This is a genomic window from Glycomyces paridis (genome assembly GCF_004912155.1).
In the GTDB taxonomy this organism is placed as follows: domain Bacteria; phylum Actinomycetota; class Actinomycetes; order Mycobacteriales; family Micromonosporaceae; genus Glycomyces; species Glycomyces paridis.
On sequence record NZ_STGX01000007.1, the window covers coordinates 51,237 to 76,091 of the forward strand.

Here is a 24,855-nt window from a genome sequence, read left to right on the forward strand (position 1 = left end):
TCCGGTCTCAGCCGGTGACGCCCGCCCACAGGACGACCGCCATCGCTACGACCACGTTGAGCGTGACGGCGGTCCAGCCCAGCGCGTAGATCCACCGTTCCCTCCTGAACATGAGGATCGCCAGCACGAGGGGCGTGCACAGCACGAGCGCGAGCCTGCCGAAGCCGTGCACCACGAGGATGATCCGCGGTTCCATGAGGCTCGGTGCGATCTCGGCGAGGACGGCGTCGACCCAGAGGAAGCCCGTGGCGTCGTGGAGGAGCCACGGTCCCGGCAGCAGCAGCACGCCGGCCACCACGGCCCAGGCCGCCCGGTCCCGACGGCCCGCCGGGGTCAGGAACGTCCAGGCGCCCAGTGCGAGCAGCGGCCCGCCGATGGCGGCCGTCCAGTAGACGGCCATGAAGAACTCCGAGTAGCGGGCCTTTTCGAAGGGGCATCCGCTCGGGATCGCGTCGGGGTACGCGCATTGCAGCGGGTCGGAGGACGAAAGCCACGCGAGCGCGACGATCCATGCGATCAGGGCGAAAGCGACGGAGGATCCGAGGGCGAGGGTCCATTGAGTTGTATGAGAGGTCTTGGGCACTCGCTCACATTAACGCAGGGCGCGAGGGCGGTGGCGGTGCGGGAGCACGCCTGGAGCGTGCTCCCGCCGGTGTCAGTCGTTGATCGCTCGCAGGACCGGTTTGGTGGTCAGGGCCGCCCGCAGTTCCGGGGAGGCGGCGATGGCCGCGCTCGTCACCGTGAAGGTGGCGGTCTCGCCGGGGAGGAGGGTGAGGAGTGCCTTGTCGACGGTGGCGTCGGGGTCGAGGCGGTCGGGGAAGAGGCAGAGGTCGCGCAGGACGGTGTCGGCGGTGATGGTCACGGTGGTGTCGTGGCCGTCGACGGCGACGGCGGACTCGAAGCGGGCGGTGGCCCAGTCCATGTCCTTGTCCTCCTTGGTGAACCAGGTGGCACGGGGGAAGTCCTCGCGGCCGGTGACGAGGAATTCGCCGTCGGCGGGGAGCGCGCCGGGTTCGATCTCCAGGACCGCGGTGTCGCGCGGGTCGATCTCCATCTGTACGAGCGCGCGGCCCTTGATGCGGCCCTGGGGGTCGCATTTCCAGAAGCCGATCACGGCGTTCCAGGGTTCGGCGGAGTCGTTGACCGCCACGAGGTTGACGCCTTCGGCGGAGGGCTGGAAGGTGACGATCCGCTCGGAGAAGACGTTGCGGAGGGCGTGCCAGAGCGGTTTGGGCCGCTCTTCGCCGTCGATCGCGGCCCAGGAGGTGACGGGCCAGCAGTCGTTGAGCTGCCAGACGATCGCGCCCGAGCAGTAGGGCTGGAGGGAGCGGAAGTACTCGATGCCGAGGGCGATGGCGCGGGCCTGATTGACCTGGGTGAAGTACAGCCAGTCGTCGAAGTCGCGCACGGGCGGGAGGTGGGCGTCGAGGCCGCGTTGGAGCTTCTCCTGGCCGTTCATGGCCTTCTGGTGCCACAGCATCGCCGGGGAGGCGGCCTCCAGGGGTTCGTCGGTGACCATGCGCCGCACCGTGGCCCAGGTCGGGGGCGCCTGGTAGCCGAATTCGGCGACGAAGCGCGGCTTCCAGTCGCGGTAGTGGGCGTAGTCGAGGTCGTTCCACACGTCCCAGATGTGGACCGAGGCGTGGGCCTGCTCGTTCGGGTGGAGGTCGCGGGTGCCGGAGTAGGGGCTGCCGGGCCAGTACGGGCGGGTGCCGTCGACTTCGGCCACGACCTTCGGGAGGAGGTCGTGGTAGTACCCGGCGCCCCAGGTGCGGTCGCCGAGCTCGGACTGCCAGTTCCAGTCGTGCCAGCCCCAGAGGTTCTCGTTGTTGCCCGTCCAGGTCACCAGGCTCGGGTGCGGGGCGAGGCGGGCGAGGTTGTCGCGCGCCTCGGCCTCGACCTCGGACCGGAACGGCTCCTCCTCGGGGTAGGCGGCGCAGGCGAACAGGAAGTCCTGGCCGACGAGGAGCCCGAGTTCGTCGCACAGGTCGTAGAAGTCCTCGGACTCGTAGATCCCGCCGCCCCACACGCGCACGAAGTTGACGCCCGCGGCGATCGCCTGGCGCAGGCGACGCTCGATGCGGGGCCGGTCGATGCGGCTGAACAGGGCTTCGTCGGGGATCCAGTTGACGCCCTTGACCCAGACGGTCTCGCCGTTGACCTTGAGGTCGTAGGGGCGGCCGTGCTCGTCGGGCTCGGTGTCGAGTTCGACGGTGCGGAAGCCGACGCGTCCGCTCCAGCTGTCGAGTTCCTCGCCGTCGGCGAGGGCGGTGACGGCGGCCTCGTAGAGGGGCTGGTCGCCGCGGTCGCGCGGCTGCCAGCGCCGCGCGTCGGGGACTTCGACGCGGACGTCGGCGGTGGTGGTGCCGGCGGGGACGGTGGCGGTGGCCTCGTGGTCGCCGATGCGGCAGCGGAGGCCGACGTCGGTGTCGGCGGCCTTCTGGAGGCGGACGGCGAGGTCGACGACGCCGGTGGCGCCGTCGAGGGCGGCGCGGGGGACGACTTCGTCGATGCGGGCGGTGCGCCAGGTTTCGAGGCGCACGTCGCGCCAGATGCCGGCGCCGGCGAGGTTGGGGCCCCAGTCCCAGCCGAAGTTGCAGGCGGCCTTGCGGATGAAGTTGCCGGGTTCGGGGTAGGCGTTGGGGCGGTCGCCGAGGCGGTCGCGTTGGGCTTCGGCGTAGGCGTAGGGGGCGGTGAAGGCGACTTCGAGGTGGTTGGGGGCGTCGGTGCGGAGGGCGCCGCGCAGGTCGAAGCGGTATCGGCGGTGCATGTTGGCGGTCTCGCCGAGGACGGTGCCGTTGAGGGTGACGGTGGCGACGGTGTCGAGGCCGTCGAAGGCGAGGTCGATGCCGTCCCAGGTGCTTTCGGGGGCGTCGAACGCGGTGCGGTAGGTCCAGTCGGTGCGGCCGATCCAGGCGAGGGCGCGTTCGGCGTCGTCGAGGTAGGGGTCGGTGATGAGGCCGGCGGCGAGCAGGTCGGTGTGGACGTTGCCGGGGACGGTCGCGGGGACGCCGTCGACTGCCACCGGGGCTCCGGGCGTTCCGGAGAGGGTCCAGCCGTCGTGCAGGGTTCGCTTGGCGCTCAATGGGTCTCCTTGGTATGCAGGTGCTGGTGTGGCGGGCGGGTCGCTAGGCCTTGATACCAGACAACGCTATGCCCTTGATGAAGTGCTTCTGGAACAGGAAGAAGAACACGACGGTCGGGAGAGTGGCCATCATCGAGGCGGCCATCGCCACGCCCATGGAGGCGGGGCTGGAGACGATGGCGTTGCTGAGGCTGGAGAGGGCGATGGGCAGGTTGTAGAGCTCTTCGGTGCGGATGATGATGAGCGGCCACAGGAAGTTGTTCCACTCCCCCAGTGCGACGAAGATGGCCATCGCGGCGAGGGCGGGGCGCAGGAGCGGGAGCACGATCTGCCACCAGATGCGCCATTCGCTGGCGCCGTCGACGCGGGCGGCGTGGACGAGTTCGTCGGGGATCGATCTGAGGTATTGGACGAGGAAGAAGACGACGAAGGATTTGGCGAGGCCGGGGATGACGTAGCCGAGGTAGGAGTCGGTCATGCCGAGGTCGGAGGTGAGCAGGTAGTTGGGGATGAGGCTGACCTGCCAGGGGATCATCATCGAGGAGATGATGACGACGAAGACGGTCCTGCGGCCGGGCGCCTGGGTCTTGGTGAGCATGTAGGCGGCGAGCGAGGCGATGAGCAGGCTGACGACGGTGACGACGACGGTGATGGCGAAGGTGTTGCCTGCGAAGCGGAGGAAGCCGCCGGCGACGTCCTCCCAGCGCTGGAAGACGCCGGGGACGCTGTCGGGGTCGTCGAGGGTGGGGTCGTAGAAGGAGTCGAGCGAGGGATCGGCGGGGTAGAACGTGGGCGGGTTCTTCATGAGTTCGGGCACGGTCTTGAAGGCGGCGATGATCATCCACCAGAAGGGGATGAGGACGACGACGGCCCACAGGTAGAGGGGGAGGCGGGCGAGTTCGGCGCCGAGATTGGCCTTCCTGGGCCGTTTGGTGACGGTGCCCGCCGAGGCGATGGTGGGGACGCTCATCGGTCGAACTCCTTGAAGGTCTTCGTCACGCGCAGCTGGACGAGGGTGACGACGAAGATGATGGCGAACAGGATCCAGGCGATCGCGGAGGCGTAGCCGAGCTGGAAGCGGTTGAATCCCATGTCGTAGAGGTAGGGGACGATCGTGAGGGCGCTGTCGAGGGGGCCGCCGACGATCGAGGCGGAGCGTCGCCACAGGAGGTAGATCGGCTCGAAGATCTGGAACGCGCCGATGGTCGAGGTGATGAAGACGAAGACGAGGACGGGCCGCAGGAGCGGCAGGGTGATGTGCCAGAACTGGCGTCTCTTGGAGGCGCCGTCGATGGAGGCCTGCTCGTAGAGCTCGTCGGGGATGGCGTTGATGCCGGCGACGAAGAGGACCATGGCGTAGCCGGCGCCGCCCCAGACGGCCATCGTGACGAGGATGGGGATGGTCATCGACGGTTCGGCGAGCCAGGCGCGGTTGTCGCCGCCGAAGAAGCGGACGACGGTGTTGGCCAGGCCCCAGGAGTCGACCATGAAGATCCACTTCCACACCAGGATGACGCCGACGCCGGCGGAGACGGAGGGGAGGAAGAAGATCGTGCGCAGGAGTCGGTCGCGCAGCGAGGTGGACTTGAAGGCGACGGCGAGGACCATGCCGAGGGCGATGGTGAGGACGACGGAGAAGACGACGTACTTGCAGGTGTTCCAGATGGCCTTGTGGAACCGGTCGTCGTGGAGGAGGAGCTCGGTGAAGTTGTCGAAGCCGACGAACTCGGGCGGCTTGATGGCGTTGAAGTCGGTGAGCGAGTAGTACATCGACCTGATGAGCGGGTAGATCAGGAATACGGCGAAGAGGAGCGCGAAGGGCAGCAGCATGGCGTAGGCGGGGCCGTAGCGCTGGAGCCGGTGGCGGTTGCGCGGTGGGGCCCCGGTCCGCTCGGGGCTGTCGGTCTGCTTGGCGGTCAAGGGAGTTCTCCGAAGCGGTGAGGGGGCGGGGTGCTCGGGTCGCGGCGGCGCGCTGCGCGCCGCCGCGACCGTGGGGGGGAGCCGGTCCGGCCGGACCGGGCGCGCTCAGCCTTGGAGGGTGGCTTCCATCTCGGCCTTGGCGGTGGCGAGGGCCTCTTCGACGGGGACGCCGTCGAGCACGATGGACTGGAGTGCGAGCTGGACGTTCGGGGAGGCGGGCTCCCAGCCGGTGCAGTTCGGCGGGCCCACGGAGGTCTCGAAGATCTCGGTCAGGGCCTGCTTGTTGGCGTCGTCGAGATGGGTGTCCATGACCTTGTCGGTGCGCGGGGGCAACCAGAGGACGTTGCCCTCCTCGGCGGCGGCGAGGGTCGCGGCGACGCCTTCGTCGGAGTAGACCATGTCGATGAACGCGGCGGAGGTGCCGGGTGCGTCGGACTCGGCCATGACGCCGATGACGTTGCCGCCGATGAAGGAGCCGGCGTTGGCGGGCCCGGCGGGGAGCGGCGCGGAGGACCACTTGCCGGCGATCTCGGGGAAGCCGGCGGTGAGGCCGTCGTAGTTCCAGGAGCCGCCGGTGGCGAACACGTACTCGCCGTTGGCGAAGCCGGAGATGTCGGGCGCGTCGGTGGGGACGTTCTGCTCGCTGAAGCGCTTGGCCCAGTACTCGGTGCCCGCGACGACCTCGGGCGAGTCGACGGTGACCTGGGTGCAGTCCTCGCTGTAGAGGCTGCCGCCGGCCTCGTACATGTAGTTGAACCAGTCGAGCCAGCCGATGGGCTCCCAGGTGGAGACGAACGGGGTCTCGTACCCGGCGCCCTGGAGCTCGGTGATAGCGGCGTCCATTTCGTCCCAGGTGGCGGGGACGGCGATGCCGTTCGCTTCGAGGATGTCGGAGCGGTAGTACATGGAGTAGGTGGTCATGTTGAGCGGGACGCCGTAGAGCTCGCCGCCGGGCGACTCGATCGACTGCCAGAGGCCTTCGATGACGTTCGACTCGAGGTTCTCGGTCTCGTAGGAGCGGAGGTCGTGGAGGCCGCCGAGCTCGCCGAACTCGATGCCCCAGGAGAGGCCGCCGGTGAAGATGTCGGGGCCGTCGCCGCTCTGGATGGCGGTGAGGATCTTGGTGTGCGCGTCGGCCCAGTCGATGATCTCGACGTCGACCTTGACGCCGGTCTCGGCTTCGAAGACGGCGCCGACCGCGTCGAGCATGGGCTGCTGCGAGGCGTCGCCGGTGTGCCAGACGGTGATGGAGTCGGCGTTCTCCTCCTCCATGCTGGTGGCCTCGCCGCCGCCGCCGTCGTCGGAGCAGGCGGTCGCCGCGAGGACGACGGCCGCCGCCGCGGCTGCGGCACTGAATCGCTTCATTCGAGAGATCACGGGGTGATGCACTCCGTTCGTGAGGGGGATGGCCGGTCAGGTGCCATACGGCCCGTGGAATGGAGACCGCGTCACTTAACCGGATAAGTGGCCCTGAACTTATACACCGGATCAGCGTTCGTCAATATCGATGCGCGTTCGTGATGAAATTGCAATCGCACGCTCCCACGGCTTACAAGCTGGCCCGAAACGGTGCCAATGGTGCTCACGAGACGGTATTCGAGTCCCGTTATCTGAGAAAACGAATTGACCTTTCGGGACGAAATCTCCCAGTTCCCCGCTCGTAACTTGACAGGAATCGACTCCCGTGATTCAGTGCCAACACTGACCCGGTTAATATGCCGCCAGTCACAAACCCCGATTTTTGTGCGGCCCGACGCGTTCCCGTCGGGTTTCAATCCCTCGATCCGAAAGCGGAGCACCTCATGATCAGACGGCGCACACTCTTCACCCTCGCCGCGGCGGGCACCGCGGTCGCGGCCGCCGGTTGCAGCGACGACGGTGGGAGCGCTGACCCCGACGACCTCTCGATGAACGAGTTCCCCCGCAACGAGACCCTCTACACCACCGGCACGGCCTGGGGCCCGCCCGCGGACTGGAACACCATCAACCCCGGCGAGGTCACGGGCCTCAACGGCCTCGGCTACGAGACCCTCTTCCTGTTCGACCCGATCTCCACCGAGCTCACCCCCTGGCTCGCCGAGTCCGGCGAGTGGACCGAGGAGCTCGTCTACACCCTCAAGCTCCGCGACGGCGTCAAGTGGTCGGACGGCGAGCAGCTCACCGCCGAGGACGTCAAGTACACGATGGAGCTCGGCCAGGTCGAGGCCGTGCCCTACCACAACATCTGGGACTGGATCGCCTCCGTCGAGGCCGTCGACGACCTCACCGTCGCCGTCACCTTCCTCGAAGCGCGCCACCAGGAGTGGAACAACTTCCTGTGGGCCGAGCAGATCGTGCCCGAGCACGTCTTCGCGAAACTCTCCGAGGAGGAGATCCTCACCGGCGCCAACGAGGACCCGGTCGTCACCGGCCCCTACAAGGTCCACAGCTTCGACCAGGACCGCCTCGCGTGGGTCAAGCGCGAGGACTGGTGGGCCACCGAGGCCCTCGGCCTCGAGGGCAAGCCGAAGTTCATCGTCGACATCGTCAACACCTCCAACGACGTCACCCTGAACCTCATGGCGCAGGGCGAGCTCGACCTCTCCAACAACTTCCTGCCCGGCATCCAGGACCTCATCGCCACCAACCCGGACCTGAGCACGTACTACGCCGAAGCGCCCTACATGCTCTCGGCCAACACCGCGATGCTCATCCCCAACACCACGATCGAGCCCCTCGACGACCCCGAGTTCCGCCGGGCCATGGCCTTCGCGATCGACTCGGCCAAGATCGTCGACTCGGTCTACTCGGGCCTGGTCGCCGCCTCCAACCCCACCGGGCTCCTGCCCACCTGGGACAAGTACCTCGACCAGGGCGTCCTCGACGAGGTCGGCTTCGCCTTCGACGTCAACGAGGCCAAGTCCATCCTCGCGGCCGCCGGCTACGAGGACGCCGACGGCGACGGCTTCGTGGAGACCAAGAGCGGCGAGAAGATCGAGTTCAAGCTCAACGTCCCCACCGGCTGGACCGACTGGGAGGAGGCCGCCCGCTCCATGGCCGCCGACCTCAAGGCCGCCGGCATCAACGTCACCGAGGAGTTCATCGACGCCGGCGCCGTCGACGACGCCCGCACCAACGGCGAGTTCCAGCTCATCCTCAACAACTGGAGCGGCATCAGCCACACGCCGTGGACCCACTACCGGTACCTGTTCCAGCTGCCGGTCAACGACGCCCAGTCCACCGCGAACTTCTCGCGCTGGACCAACGAGGCCGCCTGGGAGCTCACCCAGGAGCTCGCCGCCACCGCCGCGGAGGACCCCCGCTACCAGGAGATCCTCTCCGAGCTCCAGCGCCACTCGCTGGTCGACATGCCGGCCATCCCGGTCTGGTACAACGGCGCCTGGTCGCAGGTCAACAACACCGTGTGGACGAACTGGCCCTCCGAGGCCGCCGACACCCCCGACGTGTTCCCCAGCACGTGGAACAACATGTGGAACATCGGCTCGATCTACATGCTGACCGAGCTCAAACTGGCCGGTTAGGCCGACGAGGGCCGGGTGCGCCGCCGCGGCGGCGCACCCGGCCCTCCGACCTCTTAGGAGTCCTTCCCGTGGGCCGATACTTCCGCCGCAAACTGCTCATCTACGGCCTGACCTTCGTCATCGCCGTCTCGATCAACTTCGCCGTCCCCCGCCTCATGCCCGGTGACCCCGTGGCCCGCATGCTCACCCGCAACTCGGTGTCCAACCCCGAGTCCTCCGAGGCCATGCGCTCCTACTTCGACAACGTCTTCGGCTTCGACGTGCCCGTCTGGCAGCAGTACCTCAACTACTGGGCGGCCCTGTTCAAGGGCGACCTCGGCGTCAGCGTCTACGCCTTCCCCGCCTCGGTGTCCTCGGTCGTCCTCGACGCCCTGCCCTACACCCTCGCGCTGCTGCTGCCCTCCATCCTCCTCAGCTGGGTCGTCGGCAACGCCCTCGGCGCCAAGGCCGCCCGCAACAAGCTGCTCGACAACGGGGTCCTGCCCATCGGGTACATCCTCACCGCGGTCCCCTACATGTGGCTGGCGATCCTCCTCGCCTGGCTCTTCGGGATCATCCTCGGCTGGTTCCCCGTCGCCGGCGGCTACTCCTTCGCCCTGACGCCCAACTTCAGCTGGCCCTTCATCGTCGACCTGCTCCACCACTGGGTCCTGCCGTTCCTGTCGCTGTTCATCGTCGCCCTCGGCGGCTGGGCGATCGGCATGCGCAACCTCGTGATCTACGAGCTGGAGTCCGACTACTCGAACTACCTCCAGGCACTCGGCGCGCCCACCCGGCTCATCCGGCGATACGCCTTCCGCAACGCGGTCCTGCCGCAGATCACCGGGTTGGCGCTCCAACTGGGCGTGGTGGTCGGCGGCGCACTCGTCACCGAGGTCGTCTTCGCGTACCCGGGCCTGGGCAGCCTGCTGCTCAACGCCGTCACGAACCAGGACTTCTTCCTCCTCCAGGGCATCCTGCTGTTCATCGTCATCGGCGTCCTGCTGTTCAACTTCCTCGCGGACGTCGTCTACGTCCTCGTCGACCCCCGCACCCGCCTCGGACTCGAAGGAGGCCAGTCATGAGCGCCGAAGCCGTGCTCCAGACCGAGACCGTCGGCAAGCGCAACGAGCACCTGTACTTCGCCCTGCGCAACCCCAAGGTCGCCATCGGGATGTCGGTCGTGCTCCTGCTGCTCCTCGCCGGCCTCGTCGGGCCGCTGTTCATCTCGGCCGACCCGATGGAGTACATCGGGCCCAAGTCCGAGGCACCCTCGGCCGACTACTGGTTCGGCACCACCTACTTCGGGCAGGACGTCTTCGCGCAGTTCGTGCACGGCCTGCGCTCGTCCTACCTGGTCGGCGCGCTCGGCGGCGGCATCGCCTTCGTCATCGGCCTCACCGTCGGCTTCACCGCCGGCTACCGCGGCGGCCTCGTCGACGAGTTCCTCAACATGATCACCAACGTCGTCCTGGTGCTCCCGGCCCTCGCCGTCCTCATCGTCATCAGCTCCTACCTGGAGGTGCGCGGCGTCGTGACCCAGGCGGTGATCATCGGCCTGTTCTCGTGGCCGTGGGTCGCCAGAGCCGTACGGGCGCAGACGTTCACGCTGCGCAACAGGGACTACGTGGACCTGGCGCGGCTCACCGGCAAGCGGGCCCCGCAGATCATCATGCGCGAGATCATGCCGAACATGGCCTCCTACCTGCTCATGTCGATGATCTTGCTCTTCGGCGGCGCCATCCTGTTCGCCGCGATGCTCGACTTCATCGGGCTCGGGCCCTCCAACGCGGTCTCGCTGGGCACCATGATGCAGCAGTCGATGGCCTGGAGTTCGCTCCACCTGGGGACCTGGTGGTGGTTCGTCCCGCCGGGCCTGGCGATCACCGCGATCGTCGGGGCCCTGTACATCACCAACGTCGGCCTCGACGAGGTCTTCAACCCGAAACTGAGGGAGATGTAGCCATGGCTTTGCAAGTGGAGGACCTGCGGGTCCACTACCGCACCACCAAAGGCGACGTGCACGCCCTCGACGGGGTGAGCTTCTCCCTGGAGGACGGCGAGATCGTCGGCCTCGCAGGCGAGTCCGGCTGCGGCAAGACCACCCTCGGCAAGAGCCTGATCCGGCTCGACGGGCGGATGCGCCACGTCGGCGGCTCGGCCGTGCTCGACGGCGACGAGCTGCCGATCGGCGACGACCGCGCCATGAACGCCCGCCGCTGGAAGGAGGTCTCGATCATCCCCCAGTACTCGATGAGCGCGCTCAACCCGACCCGCAAGATCGGGAAGATGACCGCCGAGCTGCTGCGGGCGCGGGGCAAGTCGTACCGCTCCCTCAAGGGCGAGCTCGTGCGCCGCCTCGAACTGGTGGGCCTGTCGGAGAAGGTGCTCGACAACTACCCGATCGAGCTGTCCGGCGGCATGAAGCAGCGCGTGGTCATGGTCCTGTCGACCCTGCTCGACCCGAGCCTGCTCATCGCCGACGAGGTGACCTCCGCGCTCGACGTCACCAACCAGAAGGCCGTGGCCGAGACCCTCGTCAAGTTCCGCGACATGGGCTTCGTCAAGTCGATGATCGTGGTCACCCACGACCTGTCGCTGGTCTACCAGATCGCCGACACGATCATGGTCATGTACGCCGGCAGGATCGTCGAGAAGTCCCCCGCCGAGACGATCATCAAGGCGCCCAAGCACCCCTACACGAAGGCGCTCATCGGCGCCCTGCCCGAGGTCGGGCTCGAGTACGGCGACGAGCGGCTCAAGAGCATCCCCGGCAAACCGCCGCACCTGCTGGAGCCGCCCACCGGGTGCCGCTTCCGCGACCGGTGCCCGCTCGCCTCGGAGGAGTGCTTCCAGGAGCCGCCGAAGGTCGTCGTCGACGAGGGCCACGAGGTCGCGTGCTGGAAGGCGGAGGTCTGATGCTCGAACTCAAGAACGTCTGGAAGTCCTACCGGGTCGGCGCGCTCGGCTCCAAGCGCCTGGTGGCCGTGCGCGACGTCAGCATCGACATCGCCCCCGGCGAGGTCCTCTCCGTCGTCGGCGAGTCCGGCAGCGGCAAGACCACCATCGGGAAGATGGTCCTCCAGCTCACCTCGGTGTCGCGCGGCTCGATCCTCCTCGACGGCGCCGACGTGACCGCCAAGGGACACGCCCAGCGCAAGGAGTACTACCGCAAGGTCCAGGGCGTGTTCCAGGACCCGTTCAGCAGCTACAACCCGATCTTCAAGGCCGACAGGGTCTTCGAGACCCTCCGGGAGTCCTACCACCCGCAGGTCAAGAAGGCGGAGTGGAACGCGAGGGTCGAGGAGGTCCTCCAGTCGGTCCGGCTCGACCCCGGCTCGGTCCTCGGCAAGTACCCGCACCAGCTCAGCGGCGGGCAGCTCCAGCGGATGCTCATCGCCCGCGCGCTCCTGCTGGACATCAAGGTGCTCGTGGCCGACGAGATCATCTCCATGCTCGACGCCTCGACGCGCATCGACGTGCTCAACCTGCTCGCCGAGCTGCGCGAGCGCGGCCTGGGCGTCCTGTTCATCACCCACGACCTCTCGCTGGCGAACTACATCAGCGAGCGCGTGGTCATCATGCGCCACGGCGCGGTTGTCGAGATGGGCGAGACCGGCAAGGTGTTCACCGACCCGCAGCACCCGTACTCGCGCAACCTCCTCGGCTCGGTGCCGCAGCTGCACCGCAAGTGGTCGGACGACCCGGTCGAGCCCGAGGCCCTTCAGCCCGACGGGGACCGCGAGGCCGACCCGGCCCCGCTGGTGAAGGTCGGCGACGGCCACTGGGCCGCCGCGGGATGAGACCACTCCCGGTCCGGGGTCGCCCGGCCCCGGACCGGGAGCATTGCGACAAGAGGTGCAAGAAAGGAGTGAGATACATGGGTATCAATTTTGTATCGAATTTCCACACTGGCGTGAGAGCGATTCCATAGACACGCACGCAATTCGTGCGATCATGCCCGCCCAAGGCGCCCGCCGCGCCGAAATGAGGGCGGTTGTCGCTTCCGAACTGCGATAACTTGTTACCACCGCGAGGTCGCGCACTCCGCCGCGGTGGCGATCCCTTCCGCGCATCCGGCCTCGCGGACCGATGTCCGGAGCCTTCCCTATCGGGTGTCTCCGACCGAATCGCACCGTATTCCGGCATGACCGGTATTCCATGAAATGACTGGCTTTTCACTCGGTCTCACTGATCCGAGCCGATCGTCGCCCCTCGCAGCACCCCCTCCGCGCCGACATCGACCCCGAAGAGCCCGGTCATCCCTTGACCGAAAGCAGTTCCGAAATGACCAAGAGGCGACATCTGCCCGCCATCTTCGCCACGGTGGCCCTCGCGTCCGCGTGCACCGACGACGAGGGGTCCGAAGGCGGCGGCGATCCCGGCGGCATGGCGATCGACGACTTCCCCCGGCGCGAGACCCTGTACACGACCGGTTCGGCCTGGGAGCCGCCGAGCGACTTCAACACCGTCTCCCCGGGGCAGGTCACCGGGCTCAACGGCCTGGGGTACGAGTTCCTCTACCTGTTCGACACCGCCGAGCAGCGACTCACCCCGTGGCTGGCCGAGTTCGGCGACTGGACGGCCGCCGACGTCTTCGAGCTGACGCTGCGCGACGGCATCCTCTGGAGCGACGGCAAGCAGATGACCGCCGACGACGTGGTCTACACCGTCGAGCTGGGGAAGATCCGCGGCGTGCCCTACGGGCACGTGTGGACCCTGCTGGAGTCGGCCGAGGCCGTCGACGCCCTGACCGTGCGCTTCACCTTCAAGGAGGCGCGCCACCAGGTGTGGGACAACTTCCTGTACACCACCGAGATCGTGCCCAAGCACGTCTTCGAGCAGTACTCCGAGGAGGACCTCGTCAACGGCGCCCTCGACCCGGAGCCGGTGGTCTCGGGCCCCTACGAGGTCCACAGCTTCGACGAGGAGCGCCTCGCGTGGGTCAAGCGCGAGGACTGGTGGGCCACCGAGGCGCTCGGCCTCGAAGTGCAGCCGCGGTTCATCGTCGACCACGTGACCCTCGGCAACGCCGAAACGCTCACCCGGCTCATCGACGGCAGCCTGGACCTGGCGAACAACTTCCTGCCGGGCATCGCCGACTACATCGAGGGCGAGCCGCGGATCAGCACCTACTACGACAAGCCGCCGTTCATGGCCGCCGCCAACACGGCGATGCTCATCCCGAACACCACCCGCAAGCCGCTCGACGACCCCGCGTTCCGCCGGGCGATGGCCTTCGCGATCAGCCCCGGCGAGATCGTCGACGCCGTCTACGGCGGCATGGTCGCCGAGGCGAGCCCGACGGGCCTGCTGCCGATCTGGGAGCACTACTACGACGCCGAGGCGCTCGCGGAGGACGGCTTCGCGTTCGAGTCCTCCCGGGCGATCGACGTGCTGCGCGAGGCGGGCTACGAGGACCGGGACGGCGACGGCTTCGTGGAGGACCTCGACGGCGAGTCGTTCGCCTTCAAGCTGGTCGTCCCGGCGGGCTGGACCGACTGGGAGGCGGCCGCCCGGTCGATCGCGAGCGACCTGCGCGACGTGGGCATCGACGTGACCGAGGAGTTCATCGACGCCGCCGACGTTGACGCCGCCCGCGGGAGCGGGGACTTCGACCTGCTCATCAACAACGGCAGCGGCATCACCAACTCCCCGTGGAGCCACTACCGGTACCTGTACGAGCTGCCGGTCGGCGAGACGCAGACGGTGTCGAACTTCTCGCGCTGGGAGAGCGAGGACGCGTGGGAGCTGACGCAGCAGCTGGCGACCGTGGCGACCGAGGACGAGAGCTACCCCAAGCTCATCGCCGAGCTCCAGCGGCTCTCGCTGCGGGAGCTCCCGGCGATCCCGATCTGGTACAACGGCGCCTGGTCGCAGGCGAGCAACGCGGTGTGGACCGGCTGGCCCTCGGAGGAGTCCGAGGCGCCGGTCTACCCGAACTTCTGGGCCGAGATGTGGGGCCTGGGCGCGGTGCGGATGCTGACGAACCTCAAACTGGTCGAGTAGCGACACCCGCGGGCCCGCTCACCGGCGGCGCCCCGCGGACGACGGTCGGGGTACCGTCACCGGCGGCGCCCCGACACCCCACCCACGAGGAGACGACATGACCAGACGCCCGACCATCGCCGACATCGCTCGGGCCGCCGGCGTCTCCAAGGGTGCGGTGTCGTACGCGCTGAACGGGCGTCCGGGCGTCTCGGCGACCACGCGGGAGCGGATTCTGGCGATCGCCACGGAGATGGGGTTCGTCCCCAACCGGGCGGCGCGGTCGCTGTCGGTCTCCTCGGCGCAGACGGTCGGGATCGCGCTGCGGCGCCCGGCCCGCACGCTGGGCATCGAGCCGTTCTTCATGGAGCTCATCAGCGGCATGGAGGCGACGCTGTCGGCCGGGTCGTTCGGCCTGACGATCCAGATCGTCACCTCGCAGGAGGAGGAGCTGGAGGTCTACCGCCGCTGGTGGGCCGAGCGGCGCGTGGACGGGGTGCTGCTGTGCGACATCCACGTCGAGGACCGCCGCATCGAGGTCGTCCCCTCGCTCGGGCTGCCGGCGGTGGCCGTCGGCGGGCCGATCGAGGGCGGGCGCCTGGCGGCGGTGTGGCACGACGACCAGGAGCCGTGCGGGGAGGTCCTGGAGTACCTGTACGCGCTCGGGCACCGGCGGGTGGCGCGGGTGGCGGGCCTGCCGCACCTGCTGCACACCACGATCAGGGACGCGGCCTTCGGCGCCGCGGCGCGCAACGTGGGGCTGGACTCGTTCACGAGCATCCACGCCGACTACACCGGGGAGCAGGGGGCGCGGATCACGCGGCGCCTGCTGACCTCGGCGGCGCGGCCCACGGCGATCGTCTACGACAACGACGTCATGGCCGTGGCGGGCCTGGGCGTGGCCCACGAGCTGGGTGTGGCGGTGCCCGAGGAGCTGTCGATCGTGGCGTGGGACGACTCGCCGCTGTGCCGCCTGACGCACCCGACGCTGACCTCGTTGACGCGCGACATCACCGCGTACGGCTCGCGGTGCGCCGAGCTGCTGCTCGCGCGCATCGGCGAGCGGGGCGCGAACCCCGGCGAGCCGGCCCCGTCGGTGCAGTTCCTGCCCGCGGCGCTGTCGCCGCGCGGCTCCACGGGTCCGGCGGCCTGATCGGGTCCACAAGGGTCGCTTTTCGGGCGTCCCGGCCTACCCACGACCGAGGCTTTCTCGGTTCAGTCCGGTTAAGTTAGTTCAGTTCAATTGCGCCCCAAGGCGTGCCTCCATCCTGATATTGACCTCGATAGATATCTATGGTTGTCTATAACGAGTTCGGGATTAACCGATTCATCAAGATTGAAGGAGTTCGATGTCAGGTTCCCTCACCGGGGTCGAGAGGCCCCGCCGCAAACGGGCGTTGCGAACGTGGCTCATGGCCGCGCTCACCGCGCTCACCGTCGCCCTCGCCGGCATCTGGGCGCTGCTGCCGGCCAGCGCCCAGGCCGAGGGCGGCTTCACGATCGACGGCACGCAGCTGATCGACGCCAACGGCAACCCGTTCATCATGCGGGGTTCGACCCACGCCGACGTCTGGTACCAGGGCGAGTGGGCGAGCTTCGAGGAGATCAGCGACCTGGGGGCCAACACGATCCGCGTGGTCCTCGGCTCCGGCGAGCGCGCCTGGGGCGTGACGTCCGCGCAGCGCGTGGCCGACATCGTCGCCGAGTGCAAGGAGCAGCGGGTCATCTGCGTCCTTGAAGTCCACGACACGACCGGTTACGGCGAGCAGGCGGGGGCCGCCTCGCTGGACCAGGCCGTGGACTACTGGGAAGGGCTGTACAGCGTCCTCGAAGGCGAGGAGGCGTACGTCCTCATCAACATCGGCAACGAGCCGATCGGCAACACCGACCCGGCCCAGTGGACGCAGGCGACTGTTGACGCCGTCGAGCGGATGCGCTCGATCGGCTTCGAGCACACGCTGGTCGTGGACGCGCCGAACTGGGGCCAGGACTGGACGAACACGATGCGCGCCAACGCGCCGACCGTGGCCGCCGCCGACCCGCTCGGGAACACCCTGTTCTCGGTGCACATGTACCAGGTCTACTCGAGCCCGCAGACGGTCATCGACTACTTCGACGCGTTCGAGGCGATGGACCTGCCGCTCATCGTGGGCGAGTACGCCGACACCCACCAGGGTTCGACGGTGGCGTGGGAGACCATCCAGTCGGAGGCGCAGGCGCGCGGGATCGGCTGGATCGGCTGGTCCTACTCGGGCAACTCGGACCCGATCCTCGACCAGGTGCTGAGCTTCGACCCGAACCAGATGACGACCTACGGGGAGCGGATCTTCGAGTCCGCCAACGGCATCCAGGCGACCGCCGAGCGGGCGTCCGTGTTCGGCGACGACCCGGACCCGACGACGGAGGAGCCGACCACCGACGAACCCACCACCGGCGGGCCGACCGAGGGCGACTGCTCGGCGAGCGTGAGCGTGGCGAACAACTGGGGTTCCGGTTGGCAGGGGAACGTCACCGTGACCGCCACGGACGGGGCGCTGGACGGGTGGAAGCTGACCTGGACCTGGGCCGGTTCGACCACGATCACCAGCAGCTGGAACACGACGCTCACGACCTCGGGCGCGAACGTGACGGCGCAGGACGTGGGCTGGAACGGCACGGTCGCCAGCGGCCAGAGCCGTGAGGTCTTCGGCTTCATCGCCTCGGGTCCGACCGGTACGCCGGCCGTGACCTGCGAAGCGATCTAGCGGATTGCACGCGACGGGCGGCGGACCTGCGGTCCGCCGCCCGTTCGTCGGTGTCCGGTCCGGTCAGCCGTTCTTGGTGGGGAGCTGGAACTTGCCGACCCCGCCCTTGGGCATCTGCGAGCGGACGTTCGACTTGCTGTTGCCGATGGCCTGGTGGCCGTTCTTGCCGGCCTTCTTGCCGCGGGCCAGGGCCCGGCGCTGCTCGCGGTTGAGCGGCTCGGCGGCCTCGTCGGCGTCCTGCTGCGGTTCGGGAGCTTCGGCGGTCATATCGATCCCTTTCTCGGATGGAGCGTGAAGAGACGTGAGCGCGAAACGGAGCTGTGGCTCGACGTCTCAAGGCGGCGCTGTGAAAGCTGCACTCAGTCGTGTGGGCCCGGCCCGGTGCTGTCGTACAGTGCACTGTCGCACGGGGCGGCCGAATCTCTTCTAAAGGATCATGCCGCTCACTGTAGCGCCCCGCGCCCGCGGGCACAACGCCGTTAGCGCGCGCCTCGGCGGTGACTACGCTCATACGCATGGCCCGACCCTCGCAGAGCGCCCCCCTCGCCGCCCCGAAACTCGCCCGTGTGCGCACCGTCGCCCAGGACGCCATGCGCGGCGCCCGGTGGTGGACCCTCCTGGACCTGGAGCGGACGCTGCGCGCGGACGCGGAGTTCTGGCGGGACCTGTGGGCGCCGTCGTTGTCGATCGCGGCGCACAAGGTGGGGCTCAAGGGGGCGCGCTCGCGCCTGGACGAGGCGATCGAGGCGGGTTTCCACCAGACGGACCTGTTCGAGCCGGAGCTGTCGGCGGCGTTCGGCGCGGACCCGGACTGGGGGCTGGTGCTGGAGCGGGCGCGGGCGAACGTGCCGGCGGCGCCGCTGCGGATCACGGCGTGGCCCGAGGCCGCGGCCGCGGTGCCGCTGCGGCTCGACCGGGCCGAGCCTCACCGCGAGCCGCAGCTCTTGGCGCGGCTGCCGAGGCCCGCGGCGGGGGCGTGGGAGACGGCGACGTCGCTCCTGGCGTGGACGTCGGCGCTGTGGCGGCACGCGAACGCGCGCATCAACGCGGGCGACGCGCTGGACGTGCTGGAGCAGGTGGCGCTGGGGGCGCGGTACTCGTGCGTGGAGTACTCGATCGTGCTGGCGCAGGGGCTCAACGCGGTGCGGATTCCGGCGCGGCGGGTGTGGCTGCGGCGCGGGGACTACCACGACGGGGTGGGCCAGGGGCACGCCGTGGCGGAGGCGTGGATCGACGACCTCGACCGGTGGGTGCTCTTGGACGGGCAGCACGGGGCGTACTGGGCCGGTGAGGACGGTTCGCCGCTGGGCCTGCGCGAGATCCAGGCGCGCGAGCGGCCGGCGCGGCCGGTGCACGTGGGGCCGCGGAACGCGATCCAGGACCCGGGGCTGTGGTGGGCGTACTTCGCGCACGCGTCGGTGACGGGGGCGGCGTGGGCGCCGGAGGGGTTCGTGCCGCTGTTCCAGGACGGGCAGGTGCTGCCGACCGAGCGGCTGCTGCGGTCGGCGGCGGACGCGTACCCGCGCCTGTCGGACGTGGCGGTGGCGGTGGTGTCCGCGGAGGGCGCGCCAGCGGTGCGGATCGAGGCGTCGCACCCGTACGCGGTCGGCGGCGCGTGGGACGGCGAGCCGATCGCGGCCCCACCGGGCCCGCACGCGGCCGAGCGGCGGTTCACGCGGGTCCTGGACCGGTCCCCGGGCGGGCACCGGGCCGAGCTCGCGGCGGTGACCCCGTACGGCACCTTGACGACGCGGACCCTCGAGTGGACGGCGGCCTAGGCGCACGGAAGGGGCGCCGTCCGGTGTGGACGGCGCCCGAGGGTGCGTGCTTACAGGGAGGTCTTGCCCGCGGCGACGGCGATGACGCCGACGACGGTCATGAGCAGGGCCGAGCCGGGGTGCATGCCGATCGAGATGCGGATGTCCTCCTTCTTCCAGGCGAGCCAGATCCCGGGGAAGAGGAACACCAGCTTCGACAGGACCGTCCACGGCGCCCAGAAGTGGTAGACCGAGAACAGGACGGTGCTGGCGACGGGCGCCCACGCGCCGAGCTGGGGCAGGCGCGGGAGCAGGAAGCCGCGGAAGTAGTACTCCTCGATGAGCGGCAGGAGGAACCCGGTGAACGGGCCGCAGATCAGCAGGGTGGTCAGCAGCATGTTCTGCGAGTAGCCGTTGAGGTAGGAGGTGGCGCTGTCGCCGGTGCCCTCGTACTGAATCCACGAGAACGCGTGCTCGTACAGGAGGTTGTCGAGCGGCAGCAGCAGGATCGAGACGACCGTCATCCACAGGAGGCAGAAGACGATCATGCCGGTGACCTTGCCGCGCGAGACGGGCCGGTCCGTGTAGCGCAGCGCCCCGCCGCGGAGGCGGTACCTGCCGCTCGCCTTCTTGCCGAGCCAGAGCAGGCCGCCCAGGATCGGGAAGAGGACGACGGCGAGGGCGATGGCCCAGGCCATGAACGGCGGATACTCGATGGCCCTGACGAGCGGGGCGGAGACGAAGGCGTAGACGGCGACGATGAGGGCTCCGGGCACCAGGTGCAGTGCGATCGAGAGCGGGAGCGAGTGGCGGTCGGCCAGCAGGGCCTCGACGAAGCGGTGCTGTCGGGCCGGGCGGGCGGCGGTGAAAGGTGCGTTGTTCATGTCCTAGAGGTTGGACCCGCACGCTGTCACGGCCCTGCCGCGGCGCTGACGCGCGCCTGACGCCGTTGCGGAGCGGCACAGGAGGGTTCGCCCGGCACGGTTCGGGTACACGTTCGAGCGAGCGGTCCCTTGAGGATCGTCGGCGCCGCCGGCCGACGGCACGCCTCGGCAGACCTGCAAATATTGATAATGTCGAATGTGTTGACATGGTTTCGCGCCTGGGATACGTTTGCTGCTGTCCCTCATGTTCGCGCAAGACTCGGCGCCCCTCTTCATCGAAGATCCGAAGGTGTACACCTCCACCCTCGGTGGGAGCGCTCTACTGGGCGGAGACCCCCGGCTCCCGGCTCGTCGGCGGGTCTTCGCCCACCCCCGCGAACACCGCGCGCGGTCAGCGCAGCGCTTCGTCCAGGATGTACCGCTCGGCGTCCAGAAGCCGCAGGTCCCGCGCCGGACGGCGCAGGTGCCCCTTCTCCACGATCCGCTCGAACGCCGGGTCGCCGGCCTGAGCCATCCGCCGGATGCCCTCGATGTGGTCCACGATCCGCTTGCGGATCACCTTGATGAAGCGCTGGCGGTCGCGATCGGACAGCCCGTAGGCGTCGGCGAACATCCGCAGCCGCCGCGGCCGGTCGGGCTTCTTCCAGCCCAAGGTGATCGAGTCACGGTCGGTGAAGATCGGCACCCACGTCCAGGCCGCGTACGCCACGTCGTAGATCCGCGCCCCCGGGCTCGCCAGGTCGAAGTCGATGAGCGAGAGCGTCCCGTCGGGCCGCCAGACCACGTTGTGCGGCGCGGCGTCGTGGTGGCAGATCACCTCGGTGTCGGGCGGCGGCGGCCCGAAGGACCGCCAGGTCGCGCCCGGCGCGGGCCGGAAGCCGTACTGCGCGTCGTGGAACATCCGCAGCATCTTCGCGACCGCGACCATCGTCTCGTCGGTCGTCCAGTGCGGCGCGAGCGGGTACTTGCCGGGCTCGCCCTCCACGAACGAGAGCACCTCGCGCGCGTGCTCGTCGACCCCCAGCACCCGCGGCGCGCCCGTGAAACCGGCGCCGTCGAGGTGGCGCAGCAGCGCGTGGACCGCGGGGGTCCAGGGTCCGGTGTTCCGGCGGACCGTGTCCCCCAGCCGGATGACCGTGCTCGTGTTGCCGCCAATGAGCGGAATCTCGTCTTGACTCACCGGTCCCCGCAGTACCCGCCTGTGACAGTGTCAGTGCTATGCGCCGTCGACGATCGCGTCGACGAACGCCCCGACCTCGAACGGGGCCAGGTCGTCCGGGCCCTCCCCGAGTCCGACCAGCTTAACCGGTACCCCCAACTGCCGCTGAACCGCGATCACGATCCCGCCCTTGGCGCTCCCGTCGAGCTTGGTGAGCACGATCCCGGTCACCTGGACGGCCTCGCCGAAGACCTTCGCCTGCTGGAGGCCGTTCTGGCCCGTGGTCGCGTCGAGCACCAGAAGCGTCTCCGCGACCGGCCCCTGCTTCTCCACGACCCGCTTGACCTTGCCCAGCTCGTCCATGAGCCCGGCCTTGTTCTGGAGGCGCCCGGCCGTGTCCACCAGGACCACGTCGGCGCCCTCGTCCGCCCCGGCCTTGACCGCGTCGAACGCCACCGACGCCGGGTCGGCGCCCTCGCCGCGGCGCACCACCGTCGCTCCCACGCGGGCGCCCCAGGTCTCCAGCTGCTCGGCGGCGGCGGCGCGGAACGTGTCGGCCGCGCCCATGATCACGGTCTTCCCCTCGGCGATGAGCACCCGGGCGACGCGCCCGCACGTGGTGGTCTTGCCCGAGCCGTTGACGCCGACCATGAGGATCACCGCCGGGCCCTCCCCCGAAGGCGAGACGGTCGCGATCGAGCGGTCCAGCTCCGGTTCGAGGACGGCCGTCAGCTCCGACTTCAGCAGCCTGCGCAGCTCCTCGGGCTCGCGCGTGCCCAGGACCTTGACGCGCTCGCGCAGCCGCTCCACGACCGCGGTCGTGTCCGCCAGGCCCACGTCCGCCGTCAGGAGGGTCTCCTCGACCTCGTCCCACACGTCGTCGTCGAGCTTGTCGCTCGCCAGCAGCGCCAGCAGGCCCTTGCCGAGCGCGTTGTTCGAACGGGCCAGGCGCGAACGCAGCCGCACCAGGCGGCCCTCGACGGGCTCGGGCGTCTCGACGGCGGGAGCCGCCTCCGGCTCGGCGGCCCGCGGCTCAGCGCTGTCGGCCTTCGGGGCCTCGACCTGCGGTTCCTCGGCGGGGGCCGCGACCTCCGCCGACTTCGACCGGGACGCGCGCGCCGCCAGCGCGATGCCGACGACCGCCGCGATCGCGACGACGGCGGCGACCACCCAGATCCACAGGTTGTCCACAGCGAGCCCTCCAGCAGTGCCTTCGATTGTCGGTGCGCCGACGAGTGCGCACGCAGCCACTGTACTGGGCGGCCCTCAGTCCTCTTCGCGGGAGAACTTCTGGCTGATGACCTGCGTGACACCCGCGCGCATGGTGACGCCGTACAGGGCGTCGCCGATCTCCATCGTCCGCTTCTGGTGGGTGATGATGAGCAGCTGCGAGTTCTCCTGGAGCTGGCGCAGCAGGTCGAGCAGGCGGCCCAGGTTGACGTCGTCGAGGGCGGCCTCGACCTCGTCCATGAGGTAGAACGGGCTGGGGCGGGCGCGGAAGATCGCGACCAGGAGCGCCAGCGCGGTCAGGGACCGCTCGCCGCCCGACAGCAGCGAGAGGCGCTTGACCTTCTTGCCGGGCGGGCGGGCCTCGACCTCGACGCCGGTGCGCAGGAGGTCGTCGGGGTCGGTGAGGAGGATGCGGCCCTCGCCGCCGGGGAAGACGGTCTGGAAGACGTGCTCGAACTCGCGGGCGGTGTCGGCGAAGGCCTCGGCGAAGACCTGCTGGATGCGGTCGTCCACCTCCTTGACGACGAGGGTGAGGTCGGCGCGGGTCTTCTTGACGTCTTCGAGCTGTTCGTTGAGGAACTTGTAGCGCTCTTCGAGGGCGGCGAACTCTTCGAGTGCGAGGGGGTTGACCTTGCCGAGGAGTTTGAGTTCGCGTTCGCCGCGTCCGGCGCGCTTCTCCATGGCGGCGCGGTCGAAGTCGGCGGGTTCGGGTGCGGGGCGGCCCTTCTCCTCGGCGGCGGCGAGTTCTTCGGCGCTGGGCGGGACGGGCTGGTCGGGGCCGTATTCGGCGAGGAGGGTGTCGATGTCGACGCCGAATTCGGCGCCGGCCTTCTCTTCGAGCTGTTCGATGCGCAGGCGCTGCTCGGCGCGGGCGACCTCGTCGCGGTGGGCGGCGGAGGTGATGCGTTCGAGTTCGGCGGCGGTGGCGCCGGCGCGGGTGCGCAGTTCGGCGAGGGCGGCTTCGCGGCGGGCCTGTTCGGCGGCGATGGCGTCGCGTTCGATGGCGGCGGCTTCGAGGGAGTCGGTGAGGCGCACGCCCGCTTCCTCGGCGGCTTCGGCGACGAGGGCGGCGACGGCGGCGCCGCGGGCGCGTGCGGCCCGGCGGGCTTCGGCGCGGGCGCGGGAGGCGCGTTCGGACTGGGCTTGGCGGGCGAGGGCGTCGGCGCGTCCGGCGAGCGCGGAGGCGCGCTCTTCGGCGGTGCGGACGGCGAGGCGGGTCTCCATCTCGTTCTGGCGGGCGGCGTCGAGTTCGCGGGAGAGGACGTCGCGTTCGTCGGTGGAGGGCTCTTCGATGGCGGGGAGGGACTCGAGTTCGTCGAGGCGGGCTTCGAGGTCTTCGAGTCCGGCGGTGTCGGTCTCGCGGGCGGTCTGGGCGCGGTCCTTGGCCTGGGCGAGGCGGGCGACCTCGGCTTCGGCGCCGCGGGCGGCGGCGCCGAGTTCGGCGAGGCGGCGGGCGACGACGCCTTGGGCGGCTTCGGCCTGGCGCTGCGCGGCGCGGGCGCCTTCGGCGTCGGCTTCGGCTTCGGCGTGGGCGTCGCGGGCGGTGTCGAGCTGTCCGGCGAGTTGGGCGGCGAGGGCTTCGGCGGCGATCTTGCGGTCGCGGGCCTCGTCGACGGCGGCCTGGATCTCGATGTAGGACTGGGCTTTGGCGGAGCCGCCGTGGGCGGCCCCGGCGCCGAGGACGTCGCCTTCGCGGGTGACGGCGGTGAGGGCGGGGTGGGCGGCGACGAGGGCGCGGGCGGCGTCGAGGTGCTCGGTGACGACCATGCCTGCGAGGACGGCGCGGACGGTGGCGGCGAGTTCGGGCGGGGCGGTGACGAGGTCGGCGACGGCCTGGTGGCCGGGCGGGACGGGGGCGGCGGGTGCGGCGTCGAGGGCGCGGCGGTACAAGAATCCGGCTTGGCCGCCGTCCTCGTCGCGGAGGAGTCGGATGGCTTCGGCGGCGGTGTCGGGTCCGGTGACGGCGATGGCGTCGGCGAGGCGGCCGAGGGCGGCGGCGAGCACGGCCTCGTAGCCGGGGGCGACGGTGAGGAGGGCGGCGACACTTCCGAGGACTTGCTCCGAGGAAAGATGAGCACTGTCGAGTTCGCCGGGGGCGGCGGAGGCCACGCGGGCGAGGAGGGTCGCGGCGCCGTCCTTGCGGCGCAGGCCGACGGCGAGGGCCTCTTCGCGGGCGGCCCACTGGGAGGCTTCGCGGTCGGCGTCGCGTTCGGCGGCCTGGACGCGGTCGACCTCGGCTTTGGCGGCGGCGACGCGGGCCTTGGCGCGGGTGACGGCCTCGTCGTGCTCGCCGTCGGCTTCGGCGGCCTCTTCTTCGGCTTCGGCTTCGGCGTAGGCCTCGGCGGCGGTCTCGGCGCGTTCGCGCGCTTCGGAGAGGGCGGTGGCGGCGCGTTCGAGCTCTTCGGCGGCGGCGGCGCTGCGGGTCTGGAGGGAGTCGACGCGGCCGCGGAGGGTGGCGAGGGCTTCGCGGCGCTCGGCGGCGGCCTTGACGGCGGTGACGATGCGCTGCTCGGCGTCGGTGAGGGCCGTCTCGGTCTCCTCGCGGGCCTCCACTGCGGAGGCGAGGCGTTCGGAGTCCTCGGCGATGG

Annotated in this window: 19 protein-coding genes; 9 read left to right on the forward strand and 10 right to left on the reverse strand. The window is 69.7% G+C overall.

What is annotated here, in order from left to right:
* Positions 1-7: 7 nt before the first annotated feature.
* The 5 genes from E9998_RS10750 to E9998_RS10770 all read right to left on the reverse strand — a co-directional run bounded on the left by E9998_RS10750 (position 8) and on the right by E9998_RS10770 (position 6,370).
* Positions 8-583: a hypothetical protein gene (locus tag E9998_RS10750; RefSeq protein WP_136529709.1), complete on the reverse strand. Its 576-nt coding sequence runs from the start codon at positions 581-583 to the stop codon at positions 8-10.
* Between the two features lie 72 nt (positions 584-655).
* A complete protein-coding gene (locus tag E9998_RS10755) occupies positions 656-3,085 on the reverse strand; it encodes a glycoside hydrolase family 2 protein (protein ID WP_136529710.1) in 2,430 nt (809 codons plus the stop codon).
* 43 nt (positions 3,086-3,128) lie between these two features.
* A complete protein-coding gene (locus E9998_RS10760; RefSeq protein WP_136529711.1) occupies positions 3,129-4,055 on the reverse strand; it encodes a carbohydrate ABC transporter permease in 927 nt (308 codons plus the stop codon).
* Positions 4,052-5,005 carry a carbohydrate ABC transporter permease gene (locus tag E9998_RS10765; protein ID WP_136529712.1) on the reverse strand — a complete coding sequence of 318 codons (954 nt, stop codon included), beginning with the start codon at positions 5,003-5,005 and terminating at the stop codon, positions 4,052-4,054. Before E9998_RS10765 ends, E9998_RS10760 begins: the two co-directional genes overlap by 4 nt.
* Before the next feature lie 105 nt (positions 5,006-5,110).
* Complete coding sequence (locus E9998_RS10770) at positions 5,111-6,370, reverse strand: extracellular solute-binding protein (protein ID WP_136529713.1); 1,260 nt, start codon at positions 6,368-6,370, stop codon at positions 5,111-5,113.
* A 437-nt stretch (positions 6,371-6,807) separates the two neighbouring features.
* Here E9998_RS10770 and E9998_RS10775 point away from each other — a divergent pair, with 437 nt between their 5' ends.
* From E9998_RS10775 to E9998_RS10810, 8 genes are all read left to right on the forward strand, one after another.
* Positions 6,808-8,526, forward strand: coding sequence for an ABC transporter substrate-binding protein (locus E9998_RS10775; RefSeq protein ID WP_136529714.1), 1,719 nt, complete (start codon positions 6,808-6,810; stop codon positions 8,524-8,526).
* Positions 8,527-8,594: 68 nt separating this feature from the next.
* Positions 8,595-9,590 carry an ABC transporter permease gene (locus E9998_RS10780; protein WP_136529715.1) on the forward strand — a complete coding sequence of 332 codons (996 nt, stop codon included), beginning with the start codon at positions 8,595-8,597 and terminating at the stop codon, positions 9,588-9,590.
* Positions 9,587-10,468, forward strand: a complete 882-nt coding sequence (locus E9998_RS10785) for an ABC transporter permease (protein ID WP_136529716.1) — start codon at positions 9,587-9,589, stop codon at positions 10,466-10,468. The genes E9998_RS10780 and E9998_RS10785 overlap by 4 nt, the downstream gene beginning before the upstream one ends.
* Before the next feature lie 2 nt (positions 10,469-10,470).
* Positions 10,471-11,424 (forward strand): ABC transporter ATP-binding protein, encoded by a 954-nt coding sequence (locus tag E9998_RS10790; RefSeq protein ID WP_136529717.1) that lies wholly within the window; start codon positions 10,471-10,473, stop codon positions 11,422-11,424.
* On the forward strand, positions 11,424-12,308 hold the full coding sequence (locus E9998_RS10795; protein WP_136529718.1) for an ABC transporter ATP-binding protein: 885 nt from the start codon (positions 11,424-11,426) through the stop codon (positions 12,306-12,308). Before E9998_RS10790 ends, E9998_RS10795 begins: the two co-directional genes overlap by 1 nt.
* Before the next feature lie 484 nt (positions 12,309-12,792).
* Positions 12,793-14,514 carry an ABC transporter substrate-binding protein gene (locus E9998_RS10800; protein WP_136529719.1) on the forward strand — a complete coding sequence of 574 codons (1,722 nt, stop codon included), beginning with the start codon at positions 12,793-12,795 and terminating at the stop codon, positions 14,512-14,514.
* Between the two features lie 97 nt (positions 14,515-14,611).
* Positions 14,612-15,646: a LacI family DNA-binding transcriptional regulator gene (locus E9998_RS10805; RefSeq protein ID WP_136529720.1), complete on the forward strand. Its 1,035-nt coding sequence runs from the start codon at positions 14,612-14,614 to the stop codon at positions 15,644-15,646.
* 196 nt (positions 15,647-15,842) lie between these two features.
* Positions 15,843-17,237 carry a cellulase family glycosylhydrolase gene (locus E9998_RS10810; protein ID WP_204745380.1) on the forward strand — a complete coding sequence of 465 codons (1,395 nt, stop codon included), beginning with the start codon at positions 15,843-15,845 and terminating at the stop codon, positions 17,235-17,237.
* Positions 17,238-17,300: 63 nt separating this feature from the next.
* Here the strand turns inward: E9998_RS10810 and E9998_RS10815 are convergent, their stop codons facing one another.
* Positions 17,301-17,504, reverse strand: a complete 204-nt coding sequence (locus tag E9998_RS10815; protein ID WP_136529721.1) for a hypothetical protein — start codon at positions 17,502-17,504, stop codon at positions 17,301-17,303.
* Positions 17,505-17,752: 248 nt separating this feature from the next.
* Between E9998_RS10815 and E9998_RS10820 the strand changes: the two genes are divergently transcribed.
* Positions 17,753-19,015 carry a transglutaminase-like domain-containing protein gene (locus tag E9998_RS10820; RefSeq protein WP_136529722.1) on the forward strand — a complete coding sequence of 421 codons (1,263 nt, stop codon included), beginning with the start codon at positions 17,753-17,755 and terminating at the stop codon, positions 19,013-19,015.
* Between the two features lie 50 nt (positions 19,016-19,065).
* Here the strand turns inward: E9998_RS10820 and E9998_RS10825 are convergent, their stop codons facing one another.
* The 4 genes from E9998_RS10825 to E9998_RS10840 form a co-directional block, all read right to left on the reverse strand.
* Positions 19,066-19,878: a CPBP family intramembrane glutamic endopeptidase gene (locus E9998_RS10825; protein WP_136529723.1), complete on the reverse strand. Its 813-nt coding sequence runs from the start codon at positions 19,876-19,878 to the stop codon at positions 19,066-19,068.
* 391 nt (positions 19,879-20,269) lie between these two features.
* Entirely contained in the window at positions 20,270-21,058 is a 789-nt protein-coding gene (locus E9998_RS10830) for a phosphotransferase enzyme family protein (protein WP_136529724.1), read from the reverse strand.
* Between the two features lie 36 nt (positions 21,059-21,094).
* Positions 21,095-22,228, reverse strand: coding sequence for a signal recognition particle-docking protein FtsY (ftsY, locus tag E9998_RS10835; protein ID WP_136529725.1), 1,134 nt, complete (start codon positions 22,226-22,228; stop codon positions 21,095-21,097).
* 75 nt (positions 22,229-22,303) lie between these two features.
* Positions 22,304-24,855, reverse strand: a 2,552-nt coding sequence (locus tag E9998_RS10840; RefSeq protein ID WP_240037564.1) for an AAA family ATPase, incomplete at its 5' end; no start/stop codon positions are given.

Excerpts from the sequence above, each read along its gene's own strand:
- E9998_RS10800 (WP_136529719.1), top strand. The coding sequence starts at position 12,793 with ATGACCAAGAGGCGACATCTGCCCGCCATCTTCGCCACGGTGGCCCTC.
- E9998_RS10805 (WP_136529720.1), top strand. The coding sequence starts at position 14,612 with ATGACCAGACGCCCGACCATCGCCGACATCGCTCGGGCCGCCGGCGTC.
- E9998_RS10820 (WP_136529722.1), top strand. The coding sequence starts at position 17,753 with ATGGCCCGACCCTCGCAGAGCGCCCCCCTCGCCGCCCCGAAACTCGCC.
- E9998_RS10790 (WP_136529717.1), top strand. The coding sequence starts at position 10,471 with ATGGCTTTGCAAGTGGAGGACCTGCGGGTCCACTACCGCACCACCAAA.
- E9998_RS10785 (WP_136529716.1), top strand. The coding sequence starts at position 9,587 with ATGAGCGCCGAAGCCGTGCTCCAGACCGAGACCGTCGGCAAGCGCAAC.
- E9998_RS10825 (WP_136529723.1), bottom strand. The coding sequence starts at position 19,878 with ATGAACAACGCACCTTTCACCGCCGCCCGCCCGGCCCGACAGCACCGC.
- E9998_RS10815 (WP_136529721.1), bottom strand. The coding sequence starts at position 17,504 with ATGACCGCCGAAGCTCCCGAACCGCAGCAGGACGCCGACGAGGCCGCC.
- E9998_RS10770 (WP_136529713.1), bottom strand. The coding sequence starts at position 6,370 with ATGAAGCGATTCAGTGCCGCAGCCGCGGCGGCGGCCGTCGTCCTCGCG.
- E9998_RS10795 (WP_136529718.1), top strand. The coding sequence starts at position 11,424 with ATGCTCGAACTCAAGAACGTCTGGAAGTCCTACCGGGTCGGCGCGCTC.
- E9998_RS10775 (WP_136529714.1), top strand. The coding sequence starts at position 6,808 with ATGATCAGACGGCGCACACTCTTCACCCTCGCCGCGGCGGGCACCGCG.
- E9998_RS10760 (WP_136529711.1), bottom strand. The coding sequence starts at position 4,055 with ATGAGCGTCCCCACCATCGCCTCGGCGGGCACCGTCACCAAACGGCCC.
- E9998_RS10810 (WP_204745380.1), top strand. The coding sequence starts at position 15,843 with ATGTCAGGTTCCCTCACCGGGGTCGAGAGGCCCCGCCGCAAACGGGCG.